Source organism: Telluria sp. ZB4P37, from assembly GCF_059685855.1.
The window spans coordinates 22242-42410 of the sequence record NZ_JCASID010000003.1 but is presented as its reverse complement, the minus strand read 5'-3'; the positions used below and the strand labels follow the sequence as shown (position 1 = coordinate 42410).

The 20169-nt window shown below is 65.4% G+C and carries 18 protein-coding genes; 13 read left to right on the top strand and 5 right to left on the bottom strand.

The annotated features are described in order from the left end of the window. The first annotated feature begins 1 nt into the window (after position 1). The 13 genes from hisD (at position 2) to tatC (ending at position 9160) form a co-directional block, all read left to right on the top strand. Positions 2–1321, top strand: a complete 1320-nt coding sequence (gene hisD, locus AC56K1_RS07490) for a histidinol dehydrogenase (RefSeq protein ID WP_497157222.1) — start codon at positions 2–4, stop codon at positions 1319–1321. Further along, complete coding sequence (locus AC56K1_RS07485) at positions 1318–2148, top strand: DNA-methyltransferase (protein WP_497157221.1); 831 nt, start codon at positions 1318–1320, stop codon at positions 2146–2148. The genes hisD and AC56K1_RS07485 overlap by 4 nt, the downstream gene beginning before the upstream one ends. Beyond that, a complete protein-coding gene (hisC, locus tag AC56K1_RS07480; protein ID WP_497157220.1) occupies positions 2145–3245 on the top strand; it encodes a histidinol-phosphate transaminase in 1101 nt (366 codons plus the stop codon). Before AC56K1_RS07485 ends, hisC begins: the two co-directional genes overlap by 4 nt. A 43-nt stretch (positions 3246–3288) precedes the next feature. Continuing rightward, positions 3289–3879, top strand: coding sequence for an imidazoleglycerol-phosphate dehydratase HisB (gene hisB, locus AC56K1_RS07475; RefSeq protein ID WP_489874867.1), 591 nt, complete (start codon positions 3289–3291; stop codon positions 3877–3879). A 10-nt stretch (positions 3880–3889) separates the two neighbouring features. Then, positions 3890–4531 (top strand): imidazole glycerol phosphate synthase subunit HisH, encoded by a 642-nt coding sequence (gene hisH, locus AC56K1_RS07470; protein ID WP_497157219.1) that lies wholly within the window; start codon positions 3890–3892, stop codon positions 4529–4531. Positions 4532–4578: 47 nt separating this feature from the next. Then, a complete protein-coding gene (gene hisA, locus AC56K1_RS07465; protein WP_497157218.1) occupies positions 4579–5355 on the top strand; it encodes a 1-(5-phosphoribosyl)-5-[(5-phosphoribosylamino)methylideneamino]imidazole-4-carboxamide isomerase in 777 nt (258 codons plus the stop codon). A 156-nt stretch (positions 5356–5511) separates the two neighbouring features. Continuing rightward, positions 5512–6273 carry an imidazole glycerol phosphate synthase subunit HisF gene (gene hisF, locus AC56K1_RS07460; RefSeq protein ID WP_497157217.1) on the top strand — a complete coding sequence of 254 codons (762 nt, stop codon included), beginning with the start codon at positions 5512–5514 and terminating at the stop codon, positions 6271–6273. A gap of 2 nt (positions 6274–6275) precedes the next feature. Continuing rightward, positions 6276–6674 carry a phosphoribosyl-AMP cyclohydrolase gene (hisI, locus tag AC56K1_RS07455; protein WP_497157216.1) on the top strand — a complete coding sequence of 133 codons (399 nt, stop codon included), beginning with the start codon at positions 6276–6278 and terminating at the stop codon, positions 6672–6674. After that, positions 6671–7012, top strand: coding sequence for a phosphoribosyl-ATP diphosphatase (locus AC56K1_RS07450; RefSeq protein ID WP_497157215.1), 342 nt, complete (start codon positions 6671–6673; stop codon positions 7010–7012). The genes hisI and AC56K1_RS07450 overlap by 4 nt, the downstream gene beginning before the upstream one ends. 136 nt (positions 7013–7148) lie before the next feature. Beyond that, positions 7149–7523: a histidine triad nucleotide-binding protein gene (locus AC56K1_RS07445; RefSeq protein WP_497129217.1), complete on the top strand. Its 375-nt coding sequence runs from the start codon at positions 7149–7151 to the stop codon at positions 7521–7523. 116 nt (positions 7524–7639) lie between these two features. Further along, positions 7640–7891, top strand: a complete 252-nt coding sequence (gene tatA, locus AC56K1_RS07440; protein ID WP_497157214.1) for a Sec-independent protein translocase subunit TatA — start codon at positions 7640–7642, stop codon at positions 7889–7891. A gap of 9 nt (positions 7892–7900) precedes the next feature. Further along, a complete protein-coding gene (gene tatB, locus AC56K1_RS07435) occupies positions 7901–8404 on the top strand; it encodes a Sec-independent protein translocase protein TatB (protein WP_497157213.1) in 504 nt (167 codons plus the stop codon). Beyond that, the gene (gene tatC, locus AC56K1_RS07430; protein ID WP_497157212.1) at positions 8405–9160 is read left to right on the top strand and encodes a twin-arginine translocase subunit TatC; all 756 of its coding nucleotides are present in this window, start codon (positions 8405–8407) and stop codon (positions 9158–9160) included. A 292-nt stretch (positions 9161–9452) separates the two neighbouring features. Here tatC and AC56K1_RS07425 read toward each other — a convergent pair whose 3' ends face one another. The 5 genes from AC56K1_RS07425 to AC56K1_RS07405 form a co-directional block, all read right to left on the bottom strand. After that, the gene (locus AC56K1_RS07425) at positions 9453–11189 is read right to left on the bottom strand and encodes an extracellular catalytic domain type 1 short-chain-length polyhydroxyalkanoate depolymerase (protein WP_497157211.1); all 1737 of its coding nucleotides are present in this window, start codon (positions 11187–11189) and stop codon (positions 9453–9455) included. Between the two features lie 303 nt (positions 11190–11492). Then, positions 11493–13409, bottom strand: coding sequence for a DUF885 domain-containing protein (locus AC56K1_RS07420; RefSeq protein WP_497157210.1), 1917 nt, complete (start codon positions 13407–13409; stop codon positions 11493–11495). Between the two features lie 150 nt (positions 13410–13559). After that, positions 13560–14042 carry a hypothetical protein gene (locus tag AC56K1_RS07415; protein WP_497157209.1) on the bottom strand — a complete coding sequence of 161 codons (483 nt, stop codon included), beginning with the start codon at positions 14040–14042 and terminating at the stop codon, positions 13560–13562. Positions 14043–14101: 59 nt separating this feature from the next. Further along, entirely contained in the window at positions 14102–18226 is a 4125-nt protein-coding gene (locus AC56K1_RS07410; protein WP_497157208.1) for an SNF2-related protein, read from the bottom strand. Then, complete coding sequence (locus tag AC56K1_RS07405; protein WP_497157207.1) at positions 18223–20133, bottom strand: S9 family peptidase; 1911 nt, start codon at positions 20131–20133, stop codon at positions 18223–18225. Before AC56K1_RS07405 ends, AC56K1_RS07410 begins: the two co-directional genes overlap by 4 nt. Positions 20134–20169: the final 36 nt, after the last annotated feature.

Here is a 20169-nt window from a genome sequence, read left to right as displayed (position 1 = left end):
CATGGCAGTACAGATCCGCAAGCTCGATTCTTCCACGCTGGATTTTAAAAAGACGCTCGATGCGCTGCTGGCTTTCGAAGCCGAGACGGATGACGCAATCGAATCAAGCGTCGCGAAAATCCTTGCGGACGTGAAAAAGCGCGGCGATGCAGCCGTGCTGGAATACACCAACCGGTTCGACCGCATCCCGAACGGCGGCGCAGCCTCGATGGCTGCCTTCGACATTGGGCAGGCCGAGCTGGACGCAGCGCTGACCGCACTGCCGCAAGCCCAGCGCGCCGCGCTGCAAGTGGCCGCCGAACGCATCCGCGTCTTTCACGAACGCCAGAAGCAGGAATTGAACGGCTTTACGTTCACGGAGCCCGATGGCACCGTGCTGGGCCAGCGCGTCACGCCTCTTGACCGGGTCGGCATCTACGTCCCGGGCGGCAAGGCCTCCTATCCCTCCTCGGTGCTGATGAACGCCATTCCCGCCAAGGTGGCGGGCGTGCAGGAAATCGTCATGGTGGTGCCGACTCCCGATGGCGTGAAGAACCAGATGGTCCTGGCTGCCGCCGCGATTGCCGGCGTCACCCGCGTGATCACCATCGGCGGCGCACAGGCCGTCGGCGCACTCGCCTACGGCACCGAAACCATTCCCGCAGTGGACAAGATCGTCGGCCCGGGCAACGCTTATGTAGCCGCGGCCAAGCGCCGCGTGTTCGGCACCGTCGGCATCGACATGATCGCCGGCCCGTCCGAGATCCTGGTGCTGTGCGACGGCACCACCGACCCGGACTGGGTCGCGATGGATTTGTTCTCGCAGGCTGAGCACGATGAGCTGGCCCAGGCCATCCTGCTGTGCCCCGATGCGGACTACATCGCGCAGGTGGAAGCGAGCATCCACAAGCTGCTGCCGACCATGCCCCGGGCCGAGACCATCGCCACTTCGCTCACCGACCGTGGGGCGCTGGTGAAGGTGCGCGACATGGAAGAGGCCTGCGAGATCGCCAACGCCATCGCCGCCGAGCACCTGGAAATCTCGGCCGAAGACCCATTGAAATGGGCCGACCAGATCCGCCATGCGGGCGCCATGTTCCTGGGCCGCTTCTCGTCCGAATCGCTGGGCGACTATTGCTGCGGCCCGAACCACGTGCTGCCGACGTCGCGCACCGCGCGCTTCTCCTCGCCGCTGGGCGTGTACGACTTCCAGAAGCGCTCGTCGATCATCCAGGTCAGCGAAGCGGGCGCCCAGACGCTCGGCAAGGTCGCGGCTACACTCGCCTATGGCGAGGGCCTGCCGGCGCACGCCCGCAGCGCAGAGTTGCGAATCACATCATGAGCGGCTGGGTCGACCAGGTATTCTGCGAGGATGCGCTTGAGGGCATGGGGCGCATCCCCGATGCTTCCATCGACCTGATCCTGACCGACCCGCCCTACAACCTCGGCAAGGACTACGGCAACGCCTCCGACCAGCAAAGCGTCGAGGCCTACCTGGCCTGGACCGAGCGGTGGATCGACGCCGTCCTTCCCAAGCTCAAACCCAACGGCAGCCTGTATATTTTTCTCACCTGGCGCTATGCTCCAGAGATCTTCGTACTGCTGAAGCGGCGCATGACCATGATGAACGAAATCATCTGGGACCGCCGCGTGCCCTCGATGGGCGGCAGCGTGCGCAGTTTTTCGTCGGTCCACGACACCATCGGCTTCTTCGTGAACCGCAAGGACTATTACTTCGACCTGGATGCCGTGCGCATTCCATATGATGCCGAGACCAAGAAGGCGCGCTCGCGCTCGATCTTCATCGGCGCCAAATGGCTCGAAGTCGGCTACAACCCGAAGGACGTGTGGAGCGTGTCGCGCCTGCACCGCGAGCACCCGGAGCGCGCCGACCACCCGACCCAGAAGCCGGTCGAGATCATCGAACGCATGGTGAAGGCTTCCTGCCCGGCCGGGGGCGTGGTGCTGGATCCCTTCATGGGCAGCGGCACCACCGCGATCGCCGCGCGCCAGGCCGGGCGCCATTTCACCGGCTTCGAACTGAACCCGGCCTATTGCGACATCATCCGGGAGCGCCTGGCCGCGCCCGAAGTGCCGGTCGCGGGCAAGGCCGCCAAAAAACGCAGGAGCGCCGCCAAGAGTGCGCTCGCCGACGAGGAAACCGCATGACATCGAGCCTGACCCCGATCGACAAGCTGATCGAGAACACCATCCGCGAAGACGTGCGCGCCACCGGCGGCTACCAGGTGCCGGATGCGAGCGGCTACATCAAGCTCGACGCAATGGAAAACCCCTACGAGCTGCCCGCGGAGTTGCGCGCGGAACTCGGCCAGCGCCTGGCGGACGCCGCGCTGAACCGCTATCCCGTGGCCTCGTACTCAAGCCTCAAGGCGAAGATCTGCGCCAGCCTGGGCGTGCCGGCCGGGTACGACGTCTTGCTGGGCAACGGCTCGGACGAGCTGATCTCGATCATGGCCATGGTGGTTGCACGCCAGGACCGCAAGGCGGTCATCATGGCGCCGACCCCGGCTTTCGTGATGTTCTCGCGCTCGGCCCAGTTCGCCGGCGCCGATTTCGTCGGCGTTCCCGTGAAAGCCGACTTTTCGCTGGACCTGCAGGCCATGCTGGCCGCCATCGAGCAGCACCGGCCCTCACTGGTCTTCCTGGCCTACCCAAACAACCCGACCGGCAACCTGTTCGATGCCGACGACATGGTGGCCATTATCCGCGCCCTGGGCGAGACCGGCATCGCCGTGGTGGACGAGGCGTACCAGCCTTTCGCGCGCAAAAGCTTCATGGGGCGCCTGCCGGATTTCCCGAACCTGGTCGTGATGCGCACCCTGTCCAAGCTGGGCCTGGCCGGCATCCGCCTGGGCTACCTCTCTAGCGACCCCAAGCTGCTGGAGCAGTTCGAGAAAGTGCGCCCGCCCTATAACGTGAACGTGCTGACCCAGGTTGCGGCCGAGTTCGCACTCGACCACCTGGACGTGCTCGACGCACAAGCCGGCTTGCTCAATGACGAACGTACCCGCTTGAGCGCCGAACTGGCGGCGCTGCCGGGAGTCGAAGTATTCCCGTCTGCCGCGAATTTCATCGCGCTGCGCGTGCCCGATGCGGACAAGACCTGTTCAGAACTGCGCGCCGCGAAGGTGCTGATCAAAAATTTGAGTAGAATGGACAAGCTGTTGGCCAACTGCATTCGCGTCACGGTCAGCACGCCTGAAGAAAACACCGCATTCTTGAACGCCATGAAAGCGTCCCTATAAAAGCGGCTGCCTGCGCACAGGCAGCCTGGAAGAGCACCCAGCAATGACCCGTACCGCCGACATCACGCGCAACACCAACGAGACGCAGGTCCGCGTCTCGATCAATCTCGACGGCACCGGCCGTCAGAAGCTCAATACGGGCGTCCCCTTCCTCGACCACATGCTCGACCAGATCGCCCGCCACGGCATGTTCGACCTCGAAGTCGAAGCCGTCGGCGACCTGCATATCGATGCCCACCATACCGTGGAAGACACCGGCATCACGCTGGGCATGGCGGTGGCCAAGGCCGTGGGCGACAAGAAGGGCATGACCCGCTATGGCCATTCCTACGTGCCGCTGGACGAAGCGCTGTCGCGCGTGGTCATCGATTTCTCGGGCCGTCCGGGCCTGGAAATGCACATCCCCTGGACGCGCGCCATGATCGGCACCTTCGATGTCGACCTCACGGGCGAATTTTTCCGCGGCTTCGTGAACCATGCCGGCGTGACCCTGCACATTGACAACCTGCGCGGCGTCAACGCGCACCACCAGTGCGAAACCGTGTTCAAGGCCTTTGGCCGCGCGCTGCGCATGGCCACCACGCTCGACGAGCGCGCCGCCGGCATCATCCCTTCGACCAAAGGCAGCCTGTAAGCGACCGACTATGACGAACAAGATTGTGGTGGTCGATGGCCTCGGTAACCTGCGCTCGGTCGCGCAGGCCCTGCGCGCGGCCGCACCGGAAGCCGACATCCTGGTCTCGAACCAGGCTCTAGATATCGATGCGGCCGACCGCATCGTGCTGCCGGGCCAGGGCGCGATGCGCGACTGCATGCGCAGCCTGCGCGAATCCGGCGCCGAGGAAGCGCTTCTGCGCGCGGTAAAAACGCGCCCGGTGATGGGCGTGTGCGTGGGCGAGCAGATGCTGTTCGACGCCAGCGAAGAAAACGAGGGCACGCCGGGCCTGGGCCTCCTTCCGGGCAAGGTGGTGCGCTTCCAGTTGGAAGGCAAGCTGCAGGCTGACGGCTCGCGCTTCAAGGTGCCGCAGATGGGCTGGAACCGCGTGCGCCAGACCCGCGCCCACCCGCTGTGGGACGGCGTCGAGGACGGCAGCTATTTCTATTTCGTGCACAGCTATTACGCCGCGCCCGAAGAAGCATACGACACCATCGGCGAAGCCGACTACGGCGGCATGTACGCCTGCGCCGTGGCGCGTGACAACCTGGTCGCCACCCAGTTCCACCCCGAAAAGAGCGCAGCCGCCGGCCTGCGCCTGTACCGCAATTTCATCCACTGGAAGCCGTGAACCGCGTTCACACTTACCTCCAACCAACCAACCCACCGACAACGACCATGCTGCTGATCCCCGCCATCGACCTGAAAGACGGTCACTGCGTTCGCCTGAAACAGGGCGACATGGAACTCGCCACCGTGTTCTCCGAAGATCCCGCCGACATGGCGCTGCATTGGCTCAAGCAGGGCGCGCGCCGCCTGCACCTGGTCGACCTGAACGGCGCCTTCGCCGGCAAGCCGAAGAACGAAGGGGCGGTCAAGGCTATCCTGCAAGTGGTGCAGGAATACGCCGAAGAGCATGGCATCGACGAGATCCCGGTCCAGCTGGGCGGCGGCATTCGCGACCTCGACACCATCGAGCGCTACCTGGACGACGGCATCAGCTACATCATCGTCGGTACTGCCGCGGTGAAGAACCCGGGCTTCCTGCACGACGCCTGCGGCGCCTTCCCGGGCCAGATCATCGTCGGCCTGGACGCGCGCGACGGCAAGGTCGCCACCGACGGCTGGAGCAAGATGTCTGGCCACGAAGTCATCGACCTGGCCAAGAAATTCGAAGGCTATGGCGTGGAATCGATCGTCTACACCGATATCGGCCGCGACGGCATGATGGGCGGCGTGAACATCGAAGCTACCGTCAAGCTGGCCCAGGCCGTGCGCATTCCGATCATCGCCTCGGGCGGCGTGCACATCCTGGCCGACGTCGAAGCCCTGTGCGCGGTGCAGGACGAAGGCATCGAAGGCGTGATCTGCGGGCGTTCGATTTATGAGGGCACGCTGGATCTGGCGTCGGCGCAGGAACGGGCGGATGTGCTGACTGAGGGTGCGCAGGCGTAAGTCTCATCAGGGCCACCGTCCTTTGAGCCGTCATCCCCGCGCAGGCGGGGATCCAGGTTTGCGTGCACCTTACGCTGCACGCGTTCACACGGAACATAGGAATTGGGTTCCCGCCTTCGCGGGAACGACGGTTCATCGTTAAACTTCAAGAATTTTATGCTCGCAAAACGCATCATCCCCTGCCTCGACGTCACCGGCGGCCGCGTGGTCAAGGGCGTCAACTTCACCGAGCTGCGCGACGCCGGCGACCCGGTCGAGATCGCGCGCCGCTATGACGGCCAGGGCGCCGACGAACTTACCTTCCTCGACATTACCGCCTCGAGCGACGGCCGCGACCTGATCCTGCCGATCATCGAAGCTGTGGCCTCGACCGTGTTCATCCCGTTCACCGTCGGTGGCGGCGTGCGCAAGGTCGAAGACGTGCGGCGCCTGCTCAATGCCGGCGCCGACAAGGTGTCGATGAACACCTCGGCCGTCACCAACCCGCAACTGGTGTTCGAGGCCTCGCAAAAGCACGGTTCGCAGTGCATCGTGGTCGCGATCGACGCCAAGCAGGTCGCACCCGGCAAATGGGAAGTGTTTACCCACGGCGGGCGCAATGCGACCGGGCTCGATGCGGTCGAATGGGCGCGCAAGATGGAAAGTCTCGGCGCCGGCGAGTTGCTGCTGACCTCGATGGACCGCGACGGCACCAAGGTCGGTTTCGACCTGGGCCTGACCCGCGCCGTGTCGGACGCGGTGGGCATTTCCGTGATCGCCTCGGGCGGCGTCGGTTCGCTGAAAGACCTGGCCGACGGTATTTTGGAGGGCCATGCTGATGCGGTGTTGGCCGCCAGCATCTTCCATTACGGGCAGCACACGGTCGGCGAAGCCAAGCGCTATATGGCTGAACGCGGCATCCCGATGCGGCTGGAGTGAACATGGCACACAAATGGCTCAACAAGGTCCGCTGGGACGAGAACGGCCTGGTGCCGGTGATCGCGCAGGAAGCGGCGACCGGCGACATCCTGATGTTCGCCTGGATGAACCGCGACGCGCTGGCCAAAACGGTGGAGCTGGGCGAAGCCGTCTACTGGAGCCGCTCGCGCAAGAAGCTGTGGCACAAGGGCGAAGAGTCCGGCCACACCCAGCGGGTAGTGGAAATGCGCCTGGACTGCGACGAAGACGTGGTGCTGCTCAAGATCGAGCAGGTGGGGGGTATTGCCTGCCACACCGGGCGCCACTCCTGCTTCTTCCAGAAATTCGACGGCGACGACTGGCAGGCGGTCGATCCCGTGCTGCAAGACCCCGACACCATCTATCCGAAAAAACATCCATGAGCGACATTCTGGCCCGCGTGGCGGCCGTGATCGAATCGCGCAAGCCGGACAACGGCGGCGACCCTGCAACTTCCTACGTGGCCAAGCTGTTCGCCAAGGGCGACGACGCGATCCTGAAAAAGATCGGCGAGGAAGCCACCGAGACCGTGATGGCCGCCAAGGACGCGCGCGTCTCGGGCGACGCCTCGAAGCTACTCTACGAAACCGCCGACCTGTGGTTCCACAGCATGGTGCTGCTGGCCCAGTTCGGTTTAACGCCGCAGCAGGTGATCGACGAACTGGGACGGCGGGAAGGCGTGTCCGGCATCATCGAGAAAGCCGCCCGCGGCGACCAGTAACGATAGTAAGCACCTACTCACTTGTCATCATCGCATCCGGTGTCATAATCGGGTTTTCGCGGTCATGCCGGTGTCACGGCGCGCCGCTAGCATGCAAGGGTTCCCGAGGGAACGCCGTCACAGATCTGGAGACAAGATGGACAACTGCATTTTCTGCAAGATCATCGCCAAGCAGATTCCGGCGAATATCGTCTACGAGGACGAGGACGTGCTGGCGTTCAAGGACATCAACCCGGCGGCTCCGGTGCACCTCCTGGTGATTCCGAAACAACACGTGGCCACGCTGTCGGATTGCACCGGCGAGCATGCGACGGTGCTGGGCAAGATGCTGGCGCTGGCCCCGAAGCTTGCAGAAGAGCATGGTGTCGCGGTCAAGACGGATGGTAATGGCGGACGCAGCGGTGGCTTCAAGACCCTGATCAATACCGGACCGGACGGCGGGCAGGAGGTGTATCACCTGCACCTGCACGTGTATGGCGGCAAGCGCCCATGGCGCGGGCTGGGTACCTGAAAAGTTGGCTAAGCTGCTACCAAGTTTTTAATGGGGGCAAGCAGCTCCCGCATGGCGTATACTGAAACATACGCTTTCCCGATTTACAGGCGCATGCGCCTCGCTAGGAGATAAACATGGGTTCAATGAGTATTTGGCACTGGGTCATTGTGCTGGTCGTCGTGATGCTGATTTTCGGCACCAAGAAAATCGGCAATATCGGTGGCGATCTGGGCAAGGCCGTCAAGGGCTTCAAGGATGGCGTGAAGGGCGAGGAAGACAAGGCGAATGCCGAGCCGGGCGCGACTACCACGACCACGACCACGACGCAACAGGTTGCCGACAAGTCGACCATCGATGTCGAAGCCCGCGAAAAGACCCGTCATTAATCGCCGGGCATGATCGATCTCGGACTGTCGAAAATCGCGATCATCGGCGTTGTCGCCCTGATCGTGATCGGCCCTGAAAAGCTGCCGAAAGTAGCGCGCATGGCCGGCACGCTGTATGGGCGCGCCCAGCGCTACCTGCACGACGTGAAATCCGAAGTCAGCCGTGAGATCGAGCTCGACGAGCTGCGCAACCTGCACAAGGAAGTGCACGAGAGCGCGCAGTCGTTCAAGGACGATCTCGAGCAATCCGTTTCCAGCCAGGTCGACGAGGTCGAGGCGCTGTGGGACGGGCGCGAGGCGATGTCCGCGCATGCCGGCTCGTCGTCCTTCCTCAGTACGACGGACATCGAGCGCAAGGCGCGCGACTTCCGCCGCAAGAAGCTGGTGCGCACCTCGGCCGTGCCGACCTGGTACAAGCACCGCAACGGCGGCAAGACCCATGTGCTGTCGGGCGCTGCGCGCGTGCGCAAGTTCCGCCCTGGCTCCAGCAAATCCAAGAGTTCGTTTTTCTAAATGACCGAAGAAGCCGCAGGCGAAGAAACCTTCATCTCCCACCTCGTCGAACTGCGTGACCGCCTGGTCAAGGCGTCGATCGGGATCGCGATCGCCTGCGCGGCGCTGTTCATCTGGCCGGGGCCTTCGCAGGTCTACGACTGGCTTGCCGAACCGATGATCGCCTCGCTGCCGCCTGGCTCGACGATGATCGCCACCGGCGTGATCTCGCCCTTCCTGGTGCCGATGAAGGTGACGCTGCTGCTTGCCTTCATCATTGCGCTGCCCTGGGTGTTCTACCAGCTGTGGGCCTTCGTGGCACCCGGCCTGTATGCGCACGAGAAGCGCCTGGTGCTGCCGCTGGTGATTTCCTCGTCGCTGCTGTTCATCGGCGGCGTGGCCTTCTGCTACTTCTTCGTCTTCAAGCGCGTCTTCCATTTCATCGGCGAATTCGCGCCGACCTCGATCGCGGTGACGCCCGACATCGAGAATTATCTCGACTTCGTCATGTCGATGTGCCTCGCCTTCGGCGCCACCTTCGAAGTGCCGGTGGTGGTGGTGATCCTGGTGCGCATGGGGATCGTCAGCATCGAGAAGCTCAAGGAGATCCGCTCCTACGTGATCGTCGGCGCCTTCGTGATCGCGGCCATCGTGACGCCGCCGGACGTGGTCAGCCAGCTGGCGCTGGCCATCCCGATGTGCCTGCTCTACGAACTGGGCCTGCTGGTGGCGCCGATCTTCGCCCGTGTCACGCGCTCGCCTGAAGAACCGGTCTGACGGCCGGCCTTGACTCGTTTTCAGCACGCCGCCGTCTCCGAGTCCACCGGCGAATGACTGGGTCTGGTAGACCTGCCCGGCTCTGATCCTCCCCTTTTTCACCGGCCTTATAACCGTCCTACACGCCACCGGCGCCTGGGACTCCCGGCGAAGGCAGGGATCCAATTCCGATGCATAGCGAAGGCTTCGCCGCGAAGCGCCGGCGTGCGGGCAAACTTGCGCGAGCAATGCCAGCGGCATTGCTCGCGCCTTCGCCGGGACGATGGGTCGAGGTACGCGGCCGAGACAGGCGTTACGGGCAGTTCCCGATGATGTAATACCCGCTTGAGGTCTGCGCCAGAGTCGAGGTATAGAACGTATTGTTCAGCCCCATGTTCTGGTTCGACCCGTTGGCCAGCGCATAGCCGCCGCTGTTATGCGCGCGTCCGGCCGTCACGTGCGCGTAGTTGCTGGCGGTGGTGGCCGTACACGTAAAGCCGGACGTGGTCGACCCGGTCACGCTGGAAGACTTCGCGCTTTCCACGCCGCCGTTACCGAGCGCGGTCACCTCGTAGGTGTAGCTGGTGCTGGCCGCCAGGCCGCCGTCGGTGTAGCCGGTCGCCGTCAAGGCTGTGCCATTGACCTTGGCCCCGTTGCGGTAGACGTTGTAGCCGGTCGCGCCATTGGCAGCATTCCAGGACAGCGCGATGCTGCTGGCGGTGCGCGCGCCCATCGCCAGCCCGCCTGGCGGCAGCAGGGCAGGTGCGCTGCCGACCAGGAACTGGGCGATCATGCAGGCGCCCGACGTCAAGCCGGTCGTGGTATTGGTGGCCGTGACCGTGCCCGAATAATAGCCGTCGGCGCGCGCCGCATAGGCCTTGCTGAAGCTGGCGCCGCTGCCGGCGGCGCCATCGTTCACCGGGGTCGGGCCGTTCAGCACCACGCGGTAGCTGCCGATAGGGCCGGCGGCATCGGTGGCCGCGCCGTTCACCGTGACGGTCGATCCGGAGACGCTGGCGCTGCACGAGCTCATGCTCGGAGGCGCCGACTGCGCCACCCGCAGGTTGTTCTTGAACCAGAAGTCCATCACGAAGGCCGGGTAGTTGACTTTGGTGGCGTCGACGTAATTACTGTTCTGGCCACCGGTGCCCGCCGGCCAGGCGTGGGCCATGCCGGTCACCACGATTTCCGAGGTACGCAGCTTGCCGTTCGCGTCCGTATAGGGCACGTTGCTGCCGCCGGTCGGCACCGTGGCGGTCGCGCCCCTGGTATAGGTCCCGCCGTACACCTGGCGCATCGCGGCCGCATTCAGCGGGCCGTAGGCCTGGCCCACCACGTAGTCGTTGGTGCCCCAGATGACGCTCGCCACCTGGCTGGTAAACTGGCTGGCGCTGGCGCCCGCCCACGAGGTACAGGCGCTGGCCACGCTGCTGGAAGTCGTGCCCGCGGGGACCGAGGCGATCTGCGAGCTCGACACGGTCGGCGACGGGCCGGCATTGATGCCGATGCCGGCGAAGATGTCGGGCGCCACGCAGCCCATCACCATGGTCTTGGATCCGCCCGAGGACAGGCCGGTGACATACACCTGTTTGGGGTCGATCGCATACTGCGGGTTGCTGACGAAACGATTGATCAGGTCGAGCAGCACCGCGTTGTGCCCGTAGCTGCGGCTGCGGTTGGTGGCGGCCCAATCCCAGCAGTGCGCGCCATACAGGTTGCCGGTGGCGTTGGGCGCCAGGATCACGGCGCCGTACTGGTCGGCCGCCGCCTTCCAGTTGTAGCCGGCGTCGCCCGTGCCGGCGATGACGTCGTTCGCCGCGGTCTGGGCACAGCCGTGCAGCACCAGCACCAGGGCGCGCTTGCCGGCCAGCGTTGGCGTGGTGGCAGGCCAGTAGTAATAGCCGGTGAGGGCGCCGCCATTGGTGGTGTCGGTGGCCCAGGTCTGGTTCGCGCTCCACGTGCCCGGTCCGGCCTGGAGTTGCGCGGATGCCGGCAGGCTGAGGGCCATGCAGGCGGCGGCGAGTGCCGCGCGTTTAAAGAAGAATGCCATGGAAGTCTCCGTGCTGTTGCTATCAACACTACAGGACCGGAAACAACAGGCGCAACGCGACCTCGCCCCTTCGTGACCGGCAATTCGGTGAAACAAGCGGGAAAGACTGGCGGGCCGCGCGGCTAGGATGGCGGCAGGGGAAGGGAAGTCATGGGATGGGTCTCCGGCTTATGGTTGTTGCCCCGCTTGTACGCGAGGTCCACACCCATTCTATCCCCGGAGAACTTGCGCACAAGCGAGCGAGTTAGCACGCCGCTTGTGCGCTTTTGCACAGCAGGCTTGCTGTGCAATATCAACACATTGTCACTGCATCAGTTCCGAAATCATCTTCACCGGCGCGTTGCCATAGCCGAGGAACTGGTCGTGGAATTCCTTCAGGTTGAAGCGCTCGCCGAGCTGCTGCTTGCGGCGCTCGCGCAGGGCCATGATCTGCTCGTAGCCGCTGTAGTAGCTGGTCAGCTGCACCGAAGTGAGCGACACGCGGCGCCACTTCTCGTCGGCTTCCTGGCGGGTCTGGAAGGCCTGGCGCACCAGCAGGTCGATCGCCTCCTGCTGCTGCATGCCGAGCACGTGCACGCTGTAGTCGAGGATGGTGTTGGTCACGCTGCGCAGGTTCCACTTCGAGTACATCAGCCACATCTCGGGAGCGTTGTCGCCGTAGCCGTTCTCCAGCATCATGCGCTCGCCGTACACGGCCCAGCCTTCGACCATGGCGCCGTTGCCGAACAGCGACTTCACCAGCGAAGGCGAACGGTTGGCGTAGACCAGCTGCGCGTAGTGGCCGGGAATCGCCTCGTGGATGTTCAGGATCTGCAGGATCCATTCGTTGTACTCGCGCAGGCTGCTCTCGGCCTGCTGCGGCGTGAGGCTGTCGAGCGGGGTGACGTTGTAATACGTCTTGTCCTTCGGGCGGTACGGGCCCGGCGCATCGATGCTGGCGCCGGCCACGCCGCGCTGGTACATCGGCGTCTCGCGCACTTCCAGCGGCTTGTCGGCATCGAGCGTGAGCAGGTTGCGGTCGGTGACGAACTTGTGCAGCAGCGGGATCTGGCGGCGGATCTCGGGCAGGAAGTTCTCGCGCGCGACGTGGCGGCTCGAGAGCTTGTCGATCATCATGCCGATCTTCTGGAAGCGTTCGCGCGGCTTGGCGACGCCGGCCATGTAGCGCGGCCACAGCTCGTCCGAGATCGTGTCCATGCGGGTGAGCAGCTCTTCGCGCGTGGCCAGGGCCTTGCGGAAGGTCTGTTCGGCGCTGCTGGAGGACTGGATCTCGAGCGCGAACTTCTGCTCGTACAGGTCTTTGCCGGCGCGGAAGGCGCGCGGCTTGATGCTCCCGGTCGTCATGGCCTTGTCCTGGGCGATCAGGAAGTCCACATAGCCCAGCACCGCGGTGCCGGCGCTCGCCACGCGTTGCGCGAAGATGGCCTTTTCCTGCGCATTCAGGATCGAATCCTGGGCGCCCTTGCCCAGGTCGGCCAGCACCGCGAGGGTGCCCGGCGCCTGCGCGATGGCAAGCTGGGTATGTTCGCGGGTCGGGTTGACGATCGAGGCTTGCGCGGCCTGGTAGTAGGCCGGCACGTTGGTCAGGCGTTTCAGGATGGTGCGCAGGCGCTGCGGCTTGGCCGCGTAGTCGGTATTGAGGATCAGGTCGAGCGGCTGGGCGATGTTGTGCATCGACGGATTCCACTCGTGCTCGCGCCAGGTGGTCAGCTGCCAGCGGTCTTTCTCCAGCTTGTTGACCAAGAGGGCCAAGTCGGTGCGCTGGCGCGGCGACAGCTGGCGCACGTCCAACTTGCCGAACTTGTCCAGCCATTCGTTGGCAAAGGCGAGTTTTTTGGCGCGGGTGGCGGCGTCCGGAATGGTCAGGTTGGCGGCCTGCTCGAACTTGCCGACATAGATGCCGCCTTCCGGATCGATGCGCCACAGCGCGGTCAGGTACTGCATGCTCATGCTGTCGAAGCGGCGGTCGAGGCGCTTTTCGTTCGCGGCCGGCGCGGTCGGTGGCGCGGCGACGGCAGCGGCGACAGGAGCGGCAACGGCAGCTGCTGCGACGGCAGCTTTCTTGACCGGCGCCTTTGGCTTGCGCTTGTCGGCCGCCTTCGACTTGACTACCTTGGTGGCTTTCGCCTTGCCCTTGGCGGGCTTGCTGGTCTTGGCGCTGGCAGGCGCCAGCGCGAAACTCGCCAGAAGGACTGCCAGCGCGATCTTCGTTTTCATCATTCTGTTCGAACCCTGCAAAATAGAAGGTCAGGCGCCCCGTGCGCGGCAAGCGCAACAGGAACGCTATAAAGGCGCAAGAAGATTAGCACCATTCAGGCCGCTTGCGGACGGCTGAAACATTCCGACACGTAGCGGGAATTTATTCAACGCTTATTCAATAAAACCGCTGCGGATCATGTCCTGGTGGACGGCGTTGACCGTCTCCACGGCCTGGCGTCCGCGTGCGATGTTATGCAGGACGATCTCGCTGTCCTTGGTGAAACGGTGGCCGATGCGCACGGTGTACGAACGGGTCGCCCAGCTCACGAAGCCGTTGACATAGGTGGCGTCGTCCATGTCGCGCCATTTCACGCCGCTGACGCCCTGCTTCCACGGCAGGACGCCCGCATGCACCCAGACGCCGACGTCGTCGTAGTACAGCTGCACGCTGCGCACCAGCAGGAAGCGGTAGGCCACCAGCGCGCCCGATGCAACCAGCACGCCGGCCGCCGCGATCTCGTTCCACAGGAAGGCCAGCGGCAGCGCACCGGCAAACAGCACCACGGCCAGCGCGATCACGCCCGCATACGCCGGCCAGGATTTGACGCCGATGACACGGGCTTGCGCCGTCGTTGCCGCTTTGTCCAGTTCCATGTGCGCTAACTCTTCATTAAAAAGCGGCATGATCACATGGAATGCGTGGCTGCGCCAGCTTAAGGGGCAAGACCATCAGCTCGTAGGCTTAACCCCTGTTTGAGCATCGCCAGCATCTCGCCCGGCGACAGGCGCGCCGCCATGTCGGTGCCTTCCAGCAGGCTGTCGGCCAGGCCGCGCTTGCGGTGGTGCAGGTCGACGATGCCTTCCTCGATGGTGCCGCGCGCCACCAGCCGGTAGATCGTGACCGGCCGCTGCTGGCCCATGCGGTGGGCGCGGTCCGAAGCCTGGTCTTCCACCGCCGGGTTCCACCACGGGTCCATGTGGATCACGTAGTCGGCCGCGGTCAGGTTGATGCCGACGCCGCCCGCCTTCAGGCTGATGAGGAAGAGCTCTCCTTCGCCGGCCTGGAAGGCATCCACGCGGCGCTTGCGTTCCTGCATCGAGGTGGCGCCGTCGAGGTACTGGTAGGGGATATCCTTCCCGTCCAGGTATTTTCGGATCAGGCTCAGGTGATCGACGAACTGGCTGAACACCAGCGCCTTATGCTTGTTCTCGAGCAGGCCGTCGACCAGGCGCGCAAACGCCACCAGCTTGCTGCTCACGATGCCTGCCCCAGGCGCGACCAGCTCCGGATTGCAGCAGGCGCGGCGCAGCCGCATCATCTCGGCCAGGATCTCGATCGATTTCTGGTTCTCGGGCGCCTCCAGCGAGGCCAGTTTGTCGAGCGCCTGGCGACGCAGCGATTCGTAGAGCGCGCTCTCGTCCTGGGTCAGTTCGACCGGCAGCACGATCTCGGTGCGCGGCGGCAGCTCGCTCAGGACTTGCGCCTTGGTGCGGCGCAGGATGAAGGGTTGCGTCAGCCGGCGCAGCCGCATGCGGGCGCCGGCTTCGGCGCGCTTGTCCTGTGCTTTTTCGATCGGACCGGCAAAGCGCAGCTGGAACTGGTCGGCGCTGCCCAGCAGGCCCGGGTTGATGAACCTGAACAGGTTCCACAGTTCGCCCAGGTGGTTTTCCAGCGGCGTGCCGGTGGCCGCCATGCGGAAGTCGCCCTGCAGCGCCATCACGGCCTGCGAGCGCTTGGTGTGCATGTTCTTGATGGCCTGCGCTTCGTCCAGCACGATGCTGTGCCAGGTGCGCTTGGCGAAGGAGCCCGCTTCCAGCTGCAGCAGGCCATAGCTCACCACCACCACGTCGAAGGGTCCTGCTTGTTCTATTGTCGCGGCGCGGTCGCCCGGCCCGAACAGTTTCAGGTTCAGCGTCGGCGCGAAGCGCTCGGCCTCGGCGATCCAGTTCAGGCAGACCGAGGTCGGCGCCACCACCAGGGCCGGGCCGGCGGGCGCGCGCATCAGGAGCAGGGCCAGCGCCTGCAGCGTCTTGCCCAGTCCCATGTCGTCGGCCAGGCAGGCGCCCACGCCCCAGTGGGCCAGGCGCGCGAGCCATTCGAAGCCTTCGCGCTGGTAGTCGCGCAGCTCGGCCTGCAGGGTCGAGGGCAGCGCAGGCGTGAAGGCTTCGCTGGCGGCCATGCGCTCGAGATGCTTGCGCCATGCTTCGTCGCCCGCCACGCCGCCGGCATCGCGGGCCAGCTCGGCCAGCGAGAAGCTGGCCAGCGGATGCACCCGCAGCTCGTCCCCATGCAGGGTGCCGTAATCTGCCAATTCCATCAGGCGGCGGTGCAGCTCGTCGCTCAGGGCCAGGTATTCGTTGTCGCCCAGCGCCACGAAACGGCTTTTCTCGTCTCGGATGCGGGCCAGCAGCGCGCCCAGGTCCATCACGCGGTTCTCGTCGATGACCACCTCGCCGCTGGCCGCGAACCAGTCCTTGTCGCGCCGGATCTGGACCCGCACCGATTTTGCGTTGGCGCGTTTCGCCACGCGGAATTTCTCGCCTTCCGGCCAGGCCACCACCACCTTGTCGGCATCTACATTGCGCAGCTCTTCCACGAATTCCAGGCATTGCAAGGGCTGGCCAAGCAGCCATTCGCCGTGGTCCAGCTCCCCCTGTTCGAGTGCGTGGCAGGCGCCCACCAGCTGGCGCTCGGCTTCGCGCTCCGCGTTCAGGTCGCGTTTCGCTTCGGTGCGCACGCCATCGACGTCGCCGATCACGTTTTCCCCTCCGGTGCCTGGCGCGTAATAAGCGCCGTTCCCAGGCAGCGGGCGCACCAGGATCTGCATGCGCATGCCTTGCTGATAAGGGCGCAGGTGCACGTGCAGGCGCGGGTCGGCCGCTACCTGTTCGATGTCGCCCGCGCTGGCGCCGATGTCCGACTGCACGGTGACGATCGCCGAGATCGCGCTGATCGCGCGCAGCACGCGGCGCTCGGCTTCCATGGGCACCACCAGGCCTTCGCCGACAATGGCGGCGATGCGGCGGTGCTCCTCGAGGATGCGCACCAGGCGCAGGCGGGTCGGCGTCTCGCGGGTAACGATCACGTCGCCATCCTGGTCGCCTGGGGTGGGATGCAGGGTGATCGACACCTTGCCGCCGCGCGCCTTCACCAGCAGCTCCGGCTCGCCCGGCAGCAGTTCCACCCGCGTGCCCGGGGAATCCATCCAGAACAGCAGCGGATGGCCGACCAGCGCCGCCAAGGCCTTGTCCAGTTCGAACTCGAAGCGGATGCCGGTGCTGCCGTAATAGCGCCGGCCGCCGATCGAGGCCACGGCCGCCACGTCCTGCGCGGTGAGGAAGTCGAGCGCCGAGGCTTCTTCGGCCAGGCGCTTCAGGCCCACGGCGCGCCCGCGGCTCCAGCCGCCCTGGGCGTCGCGCTTTTGCTCGCGCGGTTCCAGCTCCTGCACGCCCATGTGTTCGTCGTAGCGGATCATCCAGACCAGGCGCGACTCGCGCACGACCTCAAGGTTGAGCGCCGGCTGCAGGTTGATCAGGGCATTGAGCTGGCGCTCCCAGGGCTCCTCGCGTTCGAACCAGTGGAGCAGGTCGGTGACGCGGTGCTTTTTACGCAATTCGCTTGCATACGCCTCCTGGCCGACGAAGCCGAGCTGGCCGAGCAGCGCCGCCAGCTGCACCGACAGCAGATCGAAGCCGGCGCGCTCGGACTGTTCCAGCATGTCCTCGATGTCCTTACGCTTGGCTGCCAGCTGCGGCAGGCCGAGCCAGTGGTGCATCAGCGCGCGGAAAGTAAAGGGTTCCAGCGCCATCTCCCAGCTGCGCGAAGCCAGCACTTCGGCATCGACGGTGCCGCGCCGGATTTCTTGCAGCATGCTGAGCTGGAAAACCACGGCCGTTTCTGGCCGCTGCACCGTGCGGGTGGCGATGTCGAGCCAGGCGTCGGCCAGTTTCAGGTGGGCCGGCTGGTTGCTGCGCAGGAGGGCGGCCAGGTACAGGTGGGCGCCGATGCCCTCGAAGATGGCCTTGCGCTTGCCGGTCTCGCGGCGCAGCGCCTTGAGCGCCGCCTCGATGCCGGGCAGGGCGACATCAAAGTCGTCGCGCAGCAGCGCAATCACGTTGCGGAAGAACAGACCGGCCGCGTCGTCGACTTCAGCCAGTAATAGAGAGGCATCATCGAGGCGGCCGCACAGGATCAGATGCTCGCCCAGCGCCAGGCGCAGTGGGACCGATGGATCGTGTTGCGCTTCGGCGGCGGCGCGGATGCCAGGCGCCATCGCAGGTTCGCTCTGGGTGTGCTGCACCAGGGTGGCCAGCACGCCGTCCACCAGCGACGGATGGATGTAGTCCAGGATGGCCGGATCGAAGGGCCGCGCGCAGACCTCGACCAGCGGGTGCAGGTAGGAGGCTTCATGGCAGCGCAGGCAGGCGGCCAGCAGCGGCGTGACGACGGCCGGGCTCTCGCGCGTGAGCAGGGCAATGCGCAGCAGCGCCAGGCCCTGGCGGTAGCTGCGCAGGATCGGCGTTCCTTGCCAGTCGCGCCGCAGCGGCGTCACGTGTTGATAGGCAGCTTGCACGGTGGGGAACAGGCCACTGTCCAATGCCTTCGCCAGCGCGGGCCAGGCGGCGTCGGGTGCGATCGTGAAGCCGCGTCCCACCACGTCGGTCACCAGCCCGGCCGCGCGCAGGCGTTCCAGCTCGGCCGCCCATTGCGCGGTCGGCAGGGCCAGGCCAACGGCCATCAGGTGTTCGAGGATGCGCTGGCGGCCCATCGGCTCGCCGGCCAGCGCCAGCAAGGCCAGGATCGCCTGCTCGCCGAAGTCAAGTTCGTCCAGGATCATGCGGGCGGCAGGTTCTCGATGTCCACTGCGGGCAGCCCTCCAGGGACGGGGAGCTTAAAGACGCGCAGGTAGAACACCAGCTCCGCTTCGAGGGTGCGCACGACACTCTCCGCCTTGCGGAAGCCGTGGCCTTCGCCCTCGAGGGTGATGTAGGCCACCGGCAGCTTGCGCGCGCGCAGCGCCTCGACCATCGTCTCGGACTGCTGCGGCGGCACCACCATGTCGTCCAGGCCCTGGAAGAAGATCATTGGCCGGTCGAGTTTATCGGTGTGGTGGATCGGCGAGCGCTCGCGGTAGACGCTGTCGGCGCGCTCGGGCGGGGCGATCAGGTACTGGTTGTAGTGCGATTCGAACTTGTGCGAGTCGGCGTCGAGCCCCGCCAGGTCGGACACGCCGTAATAGCAGGCGCCGGCCTTGAACACGTCGTGGAAGGCGAGGGCGCACAAAGTCGTCAGGCCGCCGGCGCTGCTGCCGCGCACCAGCAGGCGCTCGGGATCGACCAGGCCCTGCCCGGCAAGATGGCGCGCGCCGGCCACGCAGTCTTCGACGTCGACCACGCCCCACTGGCCCTTGAGCAGGTCGCGGTAGGCGCGGCCGAAGCCCGTGCTGCCGCCGTAGTTCACGTCGAGCACCGCGAAGCCGCGGCTGGTCCAGAATTGAAGCGCCAGTTTCAGCGTGCTGGACGCCATGCCGGTCGGGCCGCCGTGGCCGATGACGATCAGCGGGGGCAGCTCCCCCACCAGGGGCGCGAAGTCGGCATTCGCGGGCGGGTAGTGGAAAGCGTAGGCGGTGCGTCCGTTCGCGCTCGGGTAGCTGATGCTGCGCGGGCTCGAGAGGTAGCCTTCGTGCGGCAGCGATTCGATCGATCGCGCCAGCACCTCGTGCCTGCCGGCGTCGAGGTCAATGCGTGCCAGTTCCAGGGCGATCGTCGGCGCGCCGCCCAGCAGGGCGACGGTCTGGCTGTTGACGCGCAGCTCGCGGATTTCCTCGTAGGGCGTGGCGATGTCGGCAAGTTCGCCGCCGCGCAGGCGCGCCAGCTTGCTGACGCCGCCCTCGACATAGGTGCAGACGATGTCGTCCTCCGCACGGAAACCGTACAGCGAACCGCCGAAGGTCCACTGCGGGCCGCCGAACTCCGCTTCGCGCGGGCACAGCGCATGGACGACGCCATGGTCGTAGCGGTACAGATTCCACCATCCGCTACGGTCGGACACGAAGTGGAGCAGGCCGCCGGGCGACCATTCGGGCTGGCAGATCGATTCCTGCGGCCCGCCCGCGATCAGCCGGCCATTGGCCAGGCTGCCGTCCTCGAGGATATCGGCCAGCCACAGCTCGGTGCCTTCCCATGGCATGCGCGGGTGGTCCCAGCACAGCCAGGCCAGACGTCGGCCGTCGGGAGAGATGCGCGGCGCGGCATAGAAATCGTTGCCGTCCACGAGCACGGTTTCAACGCCATCGAAGCCGATGGCGGCGATCGTGTTCTCGGGGTAGTGGCCGCCCGCGGAATGGTCTTCGCGCACCGTGACCAGCCGCCCGCGTCCCGCATCGACCATGAAGTCGGCATAACGGTGGGCATTATCAAGCGTGAGCGCGGCAGGCTCGCTTCCCGGCTGCACGCGGTACAGGCGGCCATCCGCATGATTGGAGAACCAGGCCACGCCATCGGCGACCGTGTATGCGCCGCCGCCGTATTCATGCACCTTGCTGCGCACGTTGAAGGGCGCGGGCGTCAACTCACCAGTGCTGCCCACCAGCGTCGAGCGTCCCGCCTCGCTGGCCCGGCCTTCCAGCCAGCTCAAGCTGGCGCCGTCAAGCATCAGCGAGGCCAGCGGGGTGGCGCCGGCCGCAACGACGGCGGCGCTGATCGGGGAGGTCCACGTGCCGCAAGGTGCTTGCTGTTTGGTCATGGCGGGTTCTCTCAATGAGGTGGAATGGCATTATAA

Bases quoted from the DNA above. Each gene is read 5' to 3' on its own strand.
- hisD (WP_497157222.1), top strand. From the start codon at position 2: ATGGCAGTACAGATCCGCAAGCTCGATTCTTCCACGCTGGATTTTAAA.
- AC56K1_RS07485 (WP_497157221.1), top strand. From the start codon at position 1,318: ATGAGCGGCTGGGTCGACCAGGTATTCTGCGAGGATGCGCTTGAGGGC.
- hisC (WP_497157220.1), top strand. From the start codon at position 2,145: ATGACATCGAGCCTGACCCCGATCGACAAGCTGATCGAGAACACCATC.
- hisB (WP_489874867.1), top strand. From the start codon at position 3,289: ATGACCCGTACCGCCGACATCACGCGCAACACCAACGAGACGCAGGTC.
- hisH (WP_497157219.1), top strand. From the start codon at position 3,890: ATGACGAACAAGATTGTGGTGGTCGATGGCCTCGGTAACCTGCGCTCG.
- hisA (WP_497157218.1), top strand. From the start codon at position 4,579: ATGCTGCTGATCCCCGCCATCGACCTGAAAGACGGTCACTGCGTTCGC.
- hisF (WP_497157217.1), top strand. From the start codon at position 5,512: ATGCTCGCAAAACGCATCATCCCCTGCCTCGACGTCACCGGCGGCCGC.
- hisI (WP_497157216.1), top strand. From the start codon at position 6,276: ATGGCACACAAATGGCTCAACAAGGTCCGCTGGGACGAGAACGGCCTG.
- AC56K1_RS07450 (WP_497157215.1), top strand. From the start codon at position 6,671: ATGAGCGACATTCTGGCCCGCGTGGCGGCCGTGATCGAATCGCGCAAG.
- AC56K1_RS07445 (WP_497129217.1), top strand. From the start codon at position 7,149: ATGGACAACTGCATTTTCTGCAAGATCATCGCCAAGCAGATTCCGGCG.
- tatA (WP_497157214.1), top strand. From the start codon at position 7,640: ATGGGTTCAATGAGTATTTGGCACTGGGTCATTGTGCTGGTCGTCGTG.
- tatB (WP_497157213.1), top strand. From the start codon at position 7,901: ATGATCGATCTCGGACTGTCGAAAATCGCGATCATCGGCGTTGTCGCC.
- tatC (WP_497157212.1), top strand. From the start codon at position 8,405: ATGACCGAAGAAGCCGCAGGCGAAGAAACCTTCATCTCCCACCTCGTC.
- AC56K1_RS07425 (WP_497157211.1), bottom strand. From the start codon at position 11,189: ATGGCATTCTTCTTTAAACGCGCGGCACTCGCCGCCGCCTGCATGGCC.
- AC56K1_RS07420 (WP_497157210.1), bottom strand. From the start codon at position 13,409: ATGATGAAAACGAAGATCGCGCTGGCAGTCCTTCTGGCGAGTTTCGCG.
- AC56K1_RS07415 (WP_497157209.1), bottom strand. From the start codon at position 14,042: ATGGAACTGGACAAAGCGGCAACGACGGCGCAAGCCCGTGTCATCGGC.
- AC56K1_RS07410 (WP_497157208.1), bottom strand. From the start codon at position 18,226: ATGATCCTGGACGAACTTGACTTCGGCGAGCAGGCGATCCTGGCCTTG.
- AC56K1_RS07405 (WP_497157207.1), bottom strand. From the start codon at position 20,133: ATGACCAAACAGCAAGCACCTTGCGGCACGTGGACCTCCCCGATCAGC.